Source organism: Frondihabitans peucedani (assembly GCF_039537585.1).
In the GTDB taxonomy this organism is placed as follows: Bacteria; Actinomycetota; Actinomycetes; order Actinomycetales; family Microbacteriaceae; genus Frondihabitans; species Frondihabitans peucedani.
Window position 1 is genome coordinate 363,526 of record NZ_BAABAU010000001.1, and the last position, 12,400, is coordinate 375,925.

The 12,400-nt window shown below is 69.5% G+C and carries 8 protein-coding genes and 1 tRNA gene; 1 reads left to right on the forward strand and 8 read right to left on the reverse strand.

The window, feature by feature from the left end:
* Positions 1 to 7: 7 nt before the first annotated feature.
* The 3 genes from ABD733_RS01700 to ABD733_RS01710 form a co-directional block, all read right to left on the reverse strand.
* A complete protein-coding gene (locus tag ABD733_RS01700; protein WP_344793314.1) occupies positions 8 to 1,138 on the reverse strand; it encodes an epoxide hydrolase family protein in 1,131 nt (376 codons plus the stop codon).
* Positions 1,139 to 1,210: 72 nt separating this feature from the next.
* A complete protein-coding gene (locus ABD733_RS01705; protein WP_148061463.1) occupies positions 1,211 to 1,816 on the reverse strand; it encodes an ANTAR domain-containing response regulator in 606 nt (201 codons plus the stop codon).
* A gap of 65 nt (positions 1,817 to 1,881) precedes the next feature.
* Positions 1,882 to 1,966: transfer RNA gene (locus tag ABD733_RS01710), tRNA-Leu, on the reverse strand.
* 241 nt (positions 1,967 to 2,207) lie between these two features.
* Between ABD733_RS01710 and ABD733_RS01715 the strand changes: the two genes are divergently transcribed.
* Positions 2,208 to 2,411, forward strand: coding sequence for a cold-shock protein (locus ABD733_RS01715; RefSeq protein WP_056054766.1), 204 nt, complete (start codon positions 2,208 to 2,210; stop codon positions 2,409 to 2,411).
* A 220-nt stretch (positions 2,412 to 2,631) separates the two neighbouring features.
* Here ABD733_RS01715 and ABD733_RS01720 read toward each other — a convergent pair whose 3' ends face one another.
* The 5 genes from ABD733_RS01720 to lgt form a co-directional block, all read right to left on the reverse strand.
* Positions 2,632 to 3,258, reverse strand: a complete 627-nt coding sequence (locus tag ABD733_RS01720; protein ID WP_344793315.1) for a hypothetical protein — start codon at positions 3,256 to 3,258, stop codon at positions 2,632 to 2,634.
* A 162-nt stretch (positions 3,259 to 3,420) separates the two neighbouring features.
* Positions 3,421 to 4,866: a pyruvate kinase gene (gene pyk / locus ABD733_RS01725; RefSeq protein ID WP_344793316.1), complete on the reverse strand. Its 1,446-nt coding sequence runs from the start codon at positions 4,864 to 4,866 to the stop codon at positions 3,421 to 3,423.
* A 127-nt stretch (positions 4,867 to 4,993) separates the two neighbouring features.
* Positions 4,994 to 6,451: a glutamate synthase subunit beta gene (locus tag ABD733_RS01730; protein WP_344793317.1), complete on the reverse strand. Its 1,458-nt coding sequence runs from the start codon at positions 6,449 to 6,451 to the stop codon at positions 4,994 to 4,996.
* Positions 6,444 to 11,015 (reverse strand): glutamate synthase large subunit, encoded by a 4,572-nt coding sequence (gene gltB, locus ABD733_RS01735; protein WP_344793318.1) that lies wholly within the window; start codon positions 11,013 to 11,015, stop codon positions 6,444 to 6,446. The genes ABD733_RS01730 and gltB overlap by 8 nt, the downstream gene beginning before the upstream one ends.
* Positions 11,016 to 11,392: 377 nt before the next feature.
* A complete protein-coding gene (gene lgt, locus ABD733_RS01740; RefSeq protein WP_425552885.1) occupies positions 11,393 to 12,394 on the reverse strand; it encodes a prolipoprotein diacylglyceryl transferase in 1,002 nt (333 codons plus the stop codon).
* Between the last annotated feature and the right edge of the window lie 6 nt (positions 12,395 to 12,400).

Below are 12,400 nucleotides of genomic sequence, written 5' to 3' on the forward strand. Positions count from 1 at the left end.
CAGCCGCTCACGATCTGCCGCGGAAGAACTCCCGGATGTCGTCGGCGAGCAGGTCGGGCTCCTCGTGAGGGGCGAAGTGCCCGCCGCGGTCGAACACGGTGTAGCGCTCGACGGCGTAGGTGCGCTCGGCCCAGCTCCTGGGCGGGTGCGCCAGACCGGAGGGGAAGAGCGCGACCGCCGTCGGCACGTCGACCCGGGTGACCTGGGGCGTGATCCTGCGGGCCCCCTCGTAGTACGGCCGGAACGAGGTCGCGATCGAGTTCGTGAACCAGTAGAGCGATGCCTGGGTGAGCAGGTAGTCGTCGGAGAACCTCGTGCCGACGTCGCCTCCGCTGTCGCTCCAGGCGCGGTGCTTCTCGAGGATCCAGGCGAGGAGGCCGACGGGCGAGTCGGCGAGCCCGTACGCGAGCGTCACCGGCCGGGTGCTCTGCTGGTGCGCGTAGGCGCCCTCCTCGTCGTCCCAGGCGGCGACGTCGTCGAGGTGCCGCCGCTCCTCGGGAGTGACGGACGCAGGATCGACGTCGGCCGGCTCGGCGACGGACAGCACGTGGATGCCCGTGACGGCCTCCGGATGCGCCTGCCCGAGCCGCGCGGTGATCCCGGAGCCGAGGTCTCCGCCGTGGGCGGCGTAGCGCGCGAAGCCGAGGTGGTCGCGCATCAGCCGGTGCCACACCTCGTGGGTCGGGAGGGCGTCGGTGAGCGAGGGGCGCTGTTCGGAGAAGGTGAAGCCCGGAATCGAGGGGACGACGACCGTGAAGGCGTCGTCGGCGCTGCCGCCGAAGCGCTCGGGTGCCGCGAGCCGCTCCGCCAGGGGCACCAGCTCGAAGAAGGTGCTCGGCCAGCCGTTCGTCACGACGATCGCCGGGGCGTCGCCGCGGGCCGCGTCGAAGCGCAGGTAGTGGACGCGGGCGCCGTCGATGTCGGCGAAGGCAGACGGGAGCGCGTTGAGCGAGGCCTCCTGGGCGCGCCAGTCGAAGTCGCCTGCCCAGTACTCGGCGAGGCGGTGCACCGTCTCGGGCTCGGTGCCGGCCGCCCACCCCTCGACAGGAAGGACAGCAGGCCACCGGGTGCGACGGAGACGCTCGCGGAGATCGTCGAGGTCGGCTTCGGAGACGGAGATCAGCGGCCCGGTCGTCATGCGACGACGCTACGCCGACCGCCGAGGCGATGCTCGATGGCGAGGGCCGGCTGATGGGCAGCCGGTCGGAGGCTACTTCTTGACGCTGAGCTGCTCGATGATGGCCTGAGCCACGTCGTGCATGGTCAGGCGGCGGTCCATCGATGCCTTCTGGATCCAGCGGAAGGCTTCGGGCTCTGTGAGGCCCATCTTCTCGTTGAGGAGGCCCTTGGCCCGGTCGACGAGCTTGCGGGTCTCGAACCGCTCGACCAGGTCGGCGACCTCGGCCTCGAGCGTGATGATCTGCGTGTAGCGCGAGAGGGCGATCTCGATCGCCGGAAGGAGGTCGTTCGGTGTGAACGGCTTCACCACGTAGGCCAGCGCGCCGGCCTCGCTCGCGCGCTCGACCAGCTCTTTCTGGCTGAAAGCGGTGAGGAGCACCACGGGCGCGATGTGGTTCTTGGACAGCGTCTCGGCTGCCGAGATGCCGTCGAGCTTGGGCATCTTGACGTCCATGATCACGAGGTCCGGACGGAGCTCGGTGGCGAGGGCCACAGCGGTCTCGCCGTCGCCGGCCTCGCCGACGACCTCGAAGCCGTTGTCGCGCAGGATCTCGACGATGTCGAGGCGGATGAGGGACTCATCCTCTGCGACGACGACGCGACGGGGTGCTGCTGAAGTTGCCTCTTGATCACTCACGGATGCGATCCTACCGGTCTTTGACTCGGAGGGATCTCGACCTGTGGAGAGCGTCGGAGCCCGCGTGGTGCGAATGGCGGGACTCGAACCCGCAAGCCGTGAGGCAGAGCATTTTGAGTGCCCCGTGTCTGCCAGTTCCACCACATTCGCGTGCTGACAAGCCTACCGGGCCGTCACGAGGACCCGAACTGCGACTTATTCGGGCGGAATCCCCCGTGCAGGGGTCGACCTGCGATAGTGTGGGCGCCACTGGTTGTTGTGTTACGCATTTGTACTTCGCGAAGAGGCATCATTTCGTCTCTTCGTTCTTAGAGGGAGCGGACAAAGAAAGCACCGCGACGAGAGATCTCGACAGACGAGATCGGACACCTCTGATTGAAGGAATAGAAAAATGGCAACAGGCACCGTGAAGTGGTTCAACTCCGAAAAGGGCTTCGGCTTCATCACCCCCGACGACGGATCCACTGACGTGTTCGCGCACTTCTCCGCGATCGCCGGCGACGGCTACCGCAACCTGGAGGAGAACCAGAAGGTCGAATTCGAGACCGCTCAGGGCAACAAGGGTCTCCAGGCCGAGAACATCCGCGTCATCTGATCTCCTGCGGCTGACAACGCACCTCCGGGTGCCGCGTGGTCGCACTGGAACGGCTCCGGCAGCTTCGGCTGTCGGGGCCGTTCTGTTTTTGCAGCAACGTCGACGTGCTCTTATGGAGCGTGACCCACAGCGGCAGCGCACGGGCCGAAGGCCCCGCAGCGTCAGCGCTCGACCCGCACCTTCAGCGTTCGAGCCGCAGCGTCAGCGCTCGAGCGCAGCGTCAGCGCTCGAGCCGGAGGCCGAGGAGCTCGGCGACGGGCTCGTAGTCGTGCCTCGCGACGACGTAGGCGAGTTCGGCGTCCGCCTGGGTGAGAGCCGGGGTGAGCGTCCCGGTCCGGGATGCGGTCGATGCGTCGGCAGCGTTCGACTGGAACGGCAGCTCGTCGAGGGCGACGCGCGCCGCACGGTAGCGGCGCGTCAGGACGCTCCACAGGACGAGCTCGTCCGGCGTCGAGTCGTCGGGGGCCGAGCGCGCGATGTCGCCGGGGATCTGGATCGCGGGCAGCCGCACCACCTGTTCCTCGTGCGGTCGGCCGACGAGAGCCTCGCGGATGCCGATCGCCGTCGCGAATCCGACCACCCCGCCGAGCCCGAACATCATCGCGAGGGCTGTGCCGTCGGTCAGTCGGGACGTGTGCCAGGCCGAGAAGTCGATGAACGCTCCGCCCAGCACTCCCCCGACGAAGGCGCTCCAGTGCACTCGGGGGCGATTTCCGCGTCGCCGCGCCGCGTCGCTCCTGGTGTAGCTCGAGCGCGTCTCCTCCACCGAGAAGGCCGAGTCGGAGGGCACTGCGTACAGGCGTGCTCCGTGCTCGAAGCACCCGGGAGTCCCGCCGTCGACAGCCATGCGACGATCCTAGGTCCGGGCCGCGAGGCGACCCGTGAATCTCAGCAGGATCACGGCTCGTGCAGGAGCAGGCCGGGCAGAGCGAGGGCCGGCCCACCCTGGGGTGGACCGGCCTCGACGTACGGCGGACGAGCGGTCGATCGGCCGCCCGACGTTCTGCGACTACGAGCGGGCGTACGCCGGAGCAGCCTCGTTGTGCGCGTCGCCCACGCGGTGCACGCGCAGGTCGTTCGTCGAGCCGGAGATCCCGGGAGGGGACCCGGAGATGACGATGACCTTCTCGCCGACCTCGGCGAGGCCGTTGCCGAGCAGGATGTCGTCGACCTGGCCGAACATCGAGTCGGTGTGCGTCACCGGCTCGACGAGGTAGGACTGCGCGCCCCAGCTCATGGCCATCCTGCGTCGGATCGCCTCGTCGGTCGTGAAGGCCACGATCGGGATGCGGTGCCGGAGGCGCGCCATCCTGCGGACGGTGTCGCCGCCCTCGGTGAAGACGCAGACGTAGCTGGCCTGGACGAACTCCGCGACCTCGGCTGCGGCGAGGGTGATCGCGCCGCCGAGCGTGCGGGGCTTGGTACCGAGTGCGGGGATGCGCTCGAGGCCGTGCTCCTCGGTGGACGCGACGATCCTGGCCATGGTCTGCACGGTGATGACGGGGTACTCCCCCACGCTGGTCTCGCCCGAGAGCATGACCGCGTCGGCACCGTCGAGGACGGCGTTCGCGACATCGGAGGTCTCGGCGCGCGTCGGGATGGGCGACGAGATCATCGACTCGAGCATCTGCGTCGCGACGATGACGGGCTTCGCCATGCGACGCGACAGCTCGACCGCGTGCTTCTGCACGATCGGGACGGCCTCGAGAGGCAGCTCGACGCCGAGGTCGCCGCGGGCGACCATGATGCCGTCGAACGCATCGATGATGGCCTCGAGGTTGTCGACGGCCTGGGGTTTCTCGATCTTGGCGTAGACGGGGACCTTCCGGCCCTCCTCCTCCATGATCACGTTGACCCGGTCGATGTCGTCGGCGTTGCGCACGAACGACAGGGCGATGAAGTCGGCGCCGAGCTTGAGGCCCCAGCGGAGGTCGGCCTCGTCTTTCTCGGAGAGCGCCGGCACGTTGACCGCGACGCCGGGCAGGTTGATGCCCTTGTTGTTCGACACGGTGCCCGCGACGACGACCTCGGTGGTGACCGTCGTGCCGTCGGTGTCGAGGACGCGCAGCTTGACGCGGCCGTCGTCGATCAGCAGGGGGTCACCGGGCGAGACGTCTTGCGGGAGGCCCTTGAACGTGGTGCCGCAGATCTCTTTCGAGCCCAGGATCTCGTCGGTGGTGATCTTGAAGATGTCGCCGACGGCGAGGTTGTGCGGCCCGTCGGAGAACTTGCCGAGGCGGATCTTCGGACCCTGCAGGTCGACGAGGACGGCCACGGCGCGGCCCGAGTCGGCTGCCGCCTGACGGACGTTCTCGTAGACGCCCTGGTGCACGTCGTACGTTCCGTGGCTGAGGTTCATCCGCGCGACATCGACGCCCGCGTCGATGATGGCCCGGATGTCGTCATAGCTCGACGTCGCGGGCCCGAGGGTCGCGACGATCTTTGCACGTCTCATGTGTTCCTTCATTGGGGGTGATTTCGCAGGTGGACGCTCCGATGCGTCGCTCCACCCTATTCCCACCGGGAGGGTGGTCTCGTAACGGCGCCCGACGTGCCGGTGAACTCGTGCTCGTGCCGGCGGACTAGACGGAGATGGAGCGGTCGGTGGGTCGCACCGGGAACGGCAGCGAGGTCGCGCCCTCCAGGTACTTGTCCACGGCCGACGCGGTGGCGCGGCCCTCGGCGATGGCCCACACGATGAGCGACTGGCCGCGGCCGGCGTCGCCGGTCACGAACACGCCCGGCTGGCTCGTCTCGTACTGCCCGTCGCGCTCGATGGCGCCGCGGTCGTCGAACGGGACCTTCAGCTGGCCCTCGAGCGCTTCGCGCTCCGGCCCGGTGAAGCCGAGGGCGAGGAGGACCAGGTCGGCCGGGATCTCGCGCTCGGTGCCCGACTTCGGCACGCGGCGGCCGTCGACGTACTCGGTCTCGGCGACGCGGATCGCCCGGACCTCGCCGACCTCGTTCGACAGGAACTCGACGGTGGACGCCAGGTACATCCGGTCGCCGCCCTCCTCGTGCGCGCTCGACACCTCGAAGAGGGTCGGCTGCATGGGCCACGGCTGCTCGTCGGGCCGCTCCGCCGGGGGCTGCTTGCCGATGGCGAGGTTGGTGACGCTGAGCGCGCCCTGGCGGTGCGCGGTGCCGATGCAGTCGGCTCCCGTGTCGCCGCCGCCGAGGACGACGACGTGCTTGCCCTCGGCCGTGAGCTGGTCGGCGAGGGTGTCGCCGGCTCCGACGCGGTTCTGCTCGACGAGGTACTCCATGGCGAAGTGGATGCCGGCGAGGTCGCGCCCCGGGATCGGGAGGTCGCGCGGGACCGTGGCGCCGGTGGCGACGATCACGGCGTCGTAGCGCGCGCGGAGGTCGTCCCAGGAGATGTCGTGGCCGATCTCGACGCCGGCGCGGAAGCGGGTGCCCTCGGCCTGCATCTGAGCGAGGCGCTGCTCGATCTGCTTCTTCTCCATCTTGAAGTCGGGGATGCCGTAGCGGAGGAGGCCGCCGATGCGGTCGTCGCGCTCGTAGACGGCGACGGTGTGACCGGCGCGGGTCAGCTGCTGGGCGGCGGCGAGGCCCGCGGGGCCGGAGCCGACGACGGCGACCGTCTTGCCGGTGAGGCGCTCCGGCGGGTGAGGGGTCACCCAGCCGTTCTGGAACGCCTGGTCGATGATGGACACCTCGACCTGCTTGATGGTGACCGGCGGCTGGTTGATGCCGAGCACGCAGGACGCCTCGCAGGGCGCGGGGCAGAGCCGGCCGGTGAACTCCGGGAAGTTGTTCGTCGCGTGCAGGCGCTCGATGGCCTGGCGGCCCTCGCCGCGCCACATGAGGTCGTTCCACTCCGGGATGAGGTTGCCGAGGGGGCAGCCCTGGTGGCAGAACGGGACGCCGCAGTCCATGCAGCGGCCGGCCTGGCGCCGGAGCTCTCCGCTCTCCTGCTGCTCGTAGACCTCTTTCCAGTCCATGAGCCGGACGGACACGGGACGCCGCTTGGGCAGCTCCCGCTTCTGGACCTTCAAGAAACCTTTGGGGTCAGCCACCGGTCACCTCCATGATTCTGTTCCAGACGACGTCTCCGTCGAGGTCGAGTCCCTCTTCGGCCGCCGTGCGGCGTGTCTCGATCACCGCGGCGTAGTCCCGCGGCAGGACCTTCACGAACTGCTCCGCCGCCTTCTCGACGTCGGCGAGCAGCTCTTCGGCGACGGGCGAGCCCGTCTCGCGCGCGTGCTGCTCGAGCAGGTCGCGCAGGATCTCGATGTCGGCGCTTCCGAGCGGCTGCAGGAGCAGTTCGCCGGTCGCGAGGGCGTCCTCGTTCACGTTCTCGCGCCGGAGGCCGCGCACGTACGCGGTGCCGCCGGACATGCCCGCGCCGAGGTTCCGACCGGTCTCGCCCAGGATCACGGCGAGCCCGCCGGTCATGTACTCGAGCGCGTGGTCGCCCACGCCCTCGACGACGGCGCTGGCACCGGAGTTGCGGACCAGGAAGCGCTCCCCCACGATGCCGCGGATGAACATGCTGCCCTGCGTCGCGCCGTAGCCGATCACGTTGCCGGCGATGACGTTCTCCTCGGCCGCGAAGGCGGCCTCGGCGGGCGGGCGGACGACGACGATCCCGCCCGAGAGCCCCTTGCCGACGTAGTCGTTGCTGTCGCCGACGAGGCGCAGCGTGATGCCGGCGGGCAGGAACGCCCCGAGGGACTGGCCCGCGGAGCCCGTCAGGGTGATGTCGATGCTGCCCGCGGGGAGACCGTGCTCGCCGCGGCGGACCGTCACCTCGTGGCCGAGCATGGTGCCGACAGCGCGCTCGGTGTTGCGGATGGGGAGGCTGAGCGCGATCCTGCCGCCGTTCTCGACGACCTCGGCGGTCGCCTTGATGAGCTGGTTGTCGAAGTGCTTCTCGAGCTCGTGGTCTTGAGCGACCCGGTTGCGGCGCGGCTCGTCGTCGGCGAACACCGGCCCGACGAGGACCGGCTCGAGGTCGAGGCCGGACGCCTTCCAGTGCTCGACGGCGCGGTCGACGCCCAACAGCTCGCTGTGGCCGATCGCCTCGTCCAGGGAGCGAAAACCGAGAGCTGCGAGGTACTCGCGCACCTCCTGCGCCAGGAACTCGAAGAAGTTCACGACGTACTCCGCCTTGCCCGAGAAGCGGGCGCGGAGCTCGGGGTTCTGCGTCGCGACGCCGACCGGGCAGGTGTCGAGGTGGCAGACCCGCATCAGGATGCAGCCGGAGACCACCAGGGGCGCGGTCGCGAAACCGAACTCCTCACCGCCGAGCAGGGCCGCGACGATCACGTCGCGCCCGGTCTTCATCTGGCCGTCGACCTGCACGACGACGCGGTCGCGCATGCCGTTCAGCATGAGCGTCTGCTGCGTCTCGGCGAGGCCGATCTCCCACGGCGTGCCGGCGTGCTTCAGCGAGTTGAGGGGGCTCGCGCCGGTCCCGCCGTCGTGGCCGGAGACCAGGACGACGTCGGCGAGGGCCTTCGTCACCCCGGCAGCGACCGCGCCGATGCCCGACTGGCTTACGAGCTTGACGTGCACCCGGGCGGTCGGGTTGGCGCGCTTGACGTCGAAGATCAGCTGCTTGAGGTCTTCGATCGAGTAGATGTCGTGGTGCGGCGGCGGCGAGATGAGGCCGACGCCGGGGGTCGCGTGACGGGTGCGGGCGACCCAGGGGTAGACCTTCGACGGCGGCAGCTGGCCGCCCTCGCCGGGCTTCGCGCCCTGCGCCATCTTCAGCTGGATGTCGGTGGCGTGCGTCAGGTACATGCTGGTCACGCCGAACCGGCCGGAGGCGACCTGCTTGACGGCGCTCCGGCGCTCGGGGTCGAGCAGGCGGTCGACGTCCTCGCCGCCCTCGCCGGTGTTCGACTTGCCGCCGAGGCGGTTCATCGCGATGGCGAGGGTCTCGTGCGCCTCCTTGGAGATCGAGCCGTAGCTCATCGCCCCGGTCGAGAAGCGCTTGACGATCGCCGAGACGGGCTCGACCTCGTCGAGGGGGACGGCCGGACGCGACCCGGTGCGGAGGTGGAACAGCCCGCGCAGGGTCATCAGGTGCTCGGCCTGGTCGTCGACCATCTTCGTGTACTCGCGGAAGATGTCGTACCGGCCCGTGCGGGTGGCGTGCTGGAGCCGGAACACGGTCTCGGGGTTGAACAGGTGCGGGGGCCCCTCGCGGCGCCACTGGTACTCGCCGCCCGTCTGCAGCCGCTCGTGTGCGCTGGTGGCGCCGTCGGCCGGGTAGGCGCTCAGGTGCCGCTCGGCGTTCTCGGCCGCGATGACGTCGATGCCGACGCCGCCGAGCCGCGTCGAGGTGCCCGTGAAGTAGGTCTCGACGAACTCGTGGCTGAGTCCGACGGCCTCGAAGGCCTGGGCGGCCGCGTAGCTGGACACGGTCGAGATGCCCATCTTCGACATGATCTTCAGGACGCCCTTGCCGAGCGCCTTGATCACGTTCTTCACGGCCTGCTCCGGCGAGATGCCGGTGATCATGCCGCTCCGGACGAGGTTCTCGCAGGTCTCCATCGCGAGGTACGGGTTGATCGCCGAGGCACCGTACCCGATGAGGGTCGCCACGTGGTGGACCTCGCGGACGTCGCCGGCCTCGACGATCAGGCCGACCTTCATCCGGTTCTCGGTGCGGATCAGGTGGTGGTGCACCGCCGCGAGCATGAGGAGCGACGGGATCGGCGCGAGGTCGCCCGTCGAGTCGCGGTCGGACAGGACGATGAACTGCGAGCCCTCCTCGATCGCCTCGTCGACCTCGGCGCAGAGCGCCGCGATGCGCTTCTCCATCGCGCTCGGACCCTGGTCGACCCGGTAGAGCCCGCGGAGCGTCGTCGTGAGGCGCGAGCCGGGTGCGACGTCGATGTGCTGGATCTTGGCGAGCTCGTCGTTGTCGATCACCGGGAAGTCGAGGATCACCTGGCGGGCGTGCTCGGGCGTCGCGGCGAGGAGGTTCCGCTCCGGGCCGAGGCCGAGCTTCAGCGAGGTGACGACGGCCTCGCGGATCGAGTCGAGCGGCGGGTTCGTCACCTGGGCGAACTGCTGCGTGAAGTAGTCGAAGAGCAGGCGCGGCCGGTCGCTGAGCACGGCGATCGGCGTGTCGCTGCCCATCGCCCCGAGAGGCTCGGCCCCCGTCTTCGCCATCGGCGAGAGCAGGATCCGCACCTCCTCCTCGGTGTAGCCGAACGTCCGCTGCCGTCGGGTCACCGACGCCGGGGTGTGCACGATGTGCTCGCGCTCGGGGAGGTCTTTGAGGTGGATGCGGCCCATCTGGAGCCACTCGCCGTACTCCGCGCTCGACGCGAGCTCGTTCTTGATCTCGTCGTCCTCGATGATCCTGCCGGCCTCGGTGTCGACGAGGAACATCTTGCCCGGGCGCAGGCGGCCCTTGCGGACGATCCTGGCCTGGTCGATGTCGGGGAGCACGCCGATCTCGCTGGCGAGCACGACGAGGCCGTCGTCGGTCACGAGGTAGCGGCCGGGGCGGAGGCCGTTGCGGTCGAGGGTCGCGCCGACGAGCGAGCCGTCGGTGAAGGTGATGGCGGCCGGGCCGTCCCACGCCTCCATGAGCATCGAGTGGTACTCGTAGAAGTCGCGGAGGACCGGGTCGATCCCGACCTGGTTCTCCCACGCCTCGGGCACCATCATCATGATGGCGTGCGGGAGGGAGCGGCCGGTCAGGCTGAGGAGCTCCACGACCTCGTCGAACGAGGCGGAGTCGCTGTTGCCCGGGCTCACGATGGGCAGGAGCGGCTGGATGTCGCCGATCAGCTCCGACTCGAGCTGCGACTGCCGCGCGCGCATCCAGTTGCGGTTGCCACGCACCGTGTTGATCTCGCCGTTGTGCGCGATCATGCGGAAGGGCTGGGCCAGCGGCCAGGACGGGAACGTGTTCGTCGAGTAGCGCGAGTGGACGATCGCGAGCTTCGAGGCGACCCGCTGGTCGGAGAGGTCGGGGTAGAACGGCTCGAGCTGGAGGGTCGTGACCATGCCCTTGTAGACCATGGTGCGGCAGGACAGCGACGTGAAGTACGCGCCCAGCTCGCGCTCGGCGCGTTTGCGGAGCCGGAACGCGACGCGGTCGAGCTGGATGCCCTCGCCGCGGGCGTCGTCGTGGGCGGACGCGACGAACAGCTGCTCGAAGGCGGGCATGGCCTTGCGGGCCAGCGAGCCGAGCTCGTCGGCGCGCACCGGGACGACCCGCCAGCCGAGGACGCGCAGCGACTCGTCGCGGGCGATCGCCTCGATGGCGGTCTTCAGGGCGCCGCGCTCGTCGTCGTCGACCGGCAGGAAGCCGAGGCCGACCGCGTAGCGGCCGGGGGCCGGGAGCTCGAAGTCGACGACCTCGCGGAAGAAGGCGTCGGGCACCTGCATCAGGATGCCGGCGCCGTCGCCGGTGCCCGCGTCGGAGCCCACGGCACCGCGGTGCTCCAGGTTCCGGAGGGCGCCGAGCGCCGCGTCGATGATGTCGTGGCCCGGGGTGCCGCGGAGCGTCGCCACCATGGCGAGGCCGCAGGCGTCCTTCTCCTGGGCAGGGTCGTAGAGGCCCTGGGCCGCGGGGATGCTGCTGAAGGTCTGGTGCGCTGGCGTGAGAGCCATGTCGATCCGTCCTCACGAGGGTGGACTGGCACCGTGGTCTGGAGCACGGTGGCCTAGTACGTGAAAGGTAACGCAGGGCGGGGCGTCGCTGGCCCGATTCGCGACCTCTCGGCAGGAAACCGAGGGGTTGTGGCTGGCGTCGTCGGCGCGGGGTCGTGGCCTGACGGACGTCGTTGCTTCTCGCGTTCTGAGTGCGGATCGCGAGGTGTTCCGGTGCCCGGCGGCCTGATCGGCTCGCCCGGCGGGCTGTGGTGCTCGTGGTCTGTGGTGCTGCTGCCTTGTAGTGCTTCTGATTCTGGTTGCTTCTGGTGGTGCTGCCGTCTCGCCCGCCGGGATGGGGCGGGTGTCGCGGTGGGTCTCGAGGCGGTGCTCGCGCCTCAGACGGTGGTCGTGGCCTTCGCTCCGACCGCTGTGTCGTCGTCGCGATCGCCGGTCGACCCCGCGATGGAGTCTACCTCAGGGTGGTCGACCTCCCCGGTGATGACGGGGTTGAAACCGGCCTCGTTCGGCCCGCGGCCCGGGAGGTACGCGCTCGGCACGAGGCCCGTGTGCCGTCGACTCTGCACGTAGAAGACGAAGACGCCGAGGCCCACGGCGAGGAACGCGACCCACACGTTGACGCGGACCCCGAGGAAGAGCTCGCTGTAGTCGGTGCGGATCGACTCGAACCACATGCGGCCGGTGCCGTACCAGACGAGGTAGAGCGCGAACGTCTTGCCCCACTCGAGCCGCACGTTGTGGTTGATCAGCAGGATGACGGCCATGCCGAACAGGTTCCACAGGATCTCGTAGGCGAACGTCGGGTGGAACAGTGTCCCGGCGGGGAGGCCGATCGGGTAGGCCGGGTTGTCGGACTCGATCTGGAGGCCCCAGGGCAGCGTGGTGGGCGTGCCGAAGAGCTCGTGGTTGAAGTAGTTCCCGAAGCGGCCGAACGCCTGCGCGAGCATGAGGCCGGGCGCGAGGGCGTCGACGAACACGGAGAAGCGGATGCCGGTCTGGCGGCAGCCGAGGATCGCGCCGATGGCGCCGAAGGCCAGGGCGCCGAAGATCGCGAGCCCGCCCTCCCAGACGGCGAAGACGTGCCAGAGCGGCTGCCCGCCGAAGTAGTCGTCGGGGTGCGAGACGACGTGGAAGAAGCGGCCGCCGACGATGCCGAACGGCACGCACCAGATGGCGAGGTCGATGATGATCCAGCGCTCGGCGCCGCGCCGGTTGAGGCGGGCGTTGGTGAGGAGGACGGCCGCGACGATCCCGAGCAGGATGCAGATGGCGTACGCACGGACGCTGACGTTGAACGTCAGGTTCGTGCCGAACGTGCTGTTGAACCAGTCCGTGACATCGAAGGACTGCCAGGCGGCAGACGGGCTGGGGATGCTCAGGGGCAA

Coding starts and splice junctions, on each gene's coding strand:
- gltB (WP_344793318.1), bottom strand. CDS start 11,015: ATGGCTCTCACGCCAGCGCACCAGACCTTCAGCAGCATCCCCGCGGCC.
- pyk (WP_344793316.1), bottom strand. CDS start 4,866: ATGAGACGTGCAAAGATCGTCGCGACCCTCGGGCCCGCGACGTCGAGC.
- ABD733_RS01700 (WP_344793314.1), bottom strand. CDS start 1,138: ATGACGACCGGGCCGCTGATCTCCGTCTCCGAAGCCGACCTCGACGAT.
- ABD733_RS01715 (WP_056054766.1), top strand. CDS start 2,208: ATGGCAACAGGCACCGTGAAGTGGTTCAACTCCGAAAAGGGCTTCGGC.
- ABD733_RS01720 (WP_344793315.1), bottom strand. CDS start 3,258: ATGGCTGTCGACGGCGGGACTCCCGGGTGCTTCGAGCACGGAGCACGC.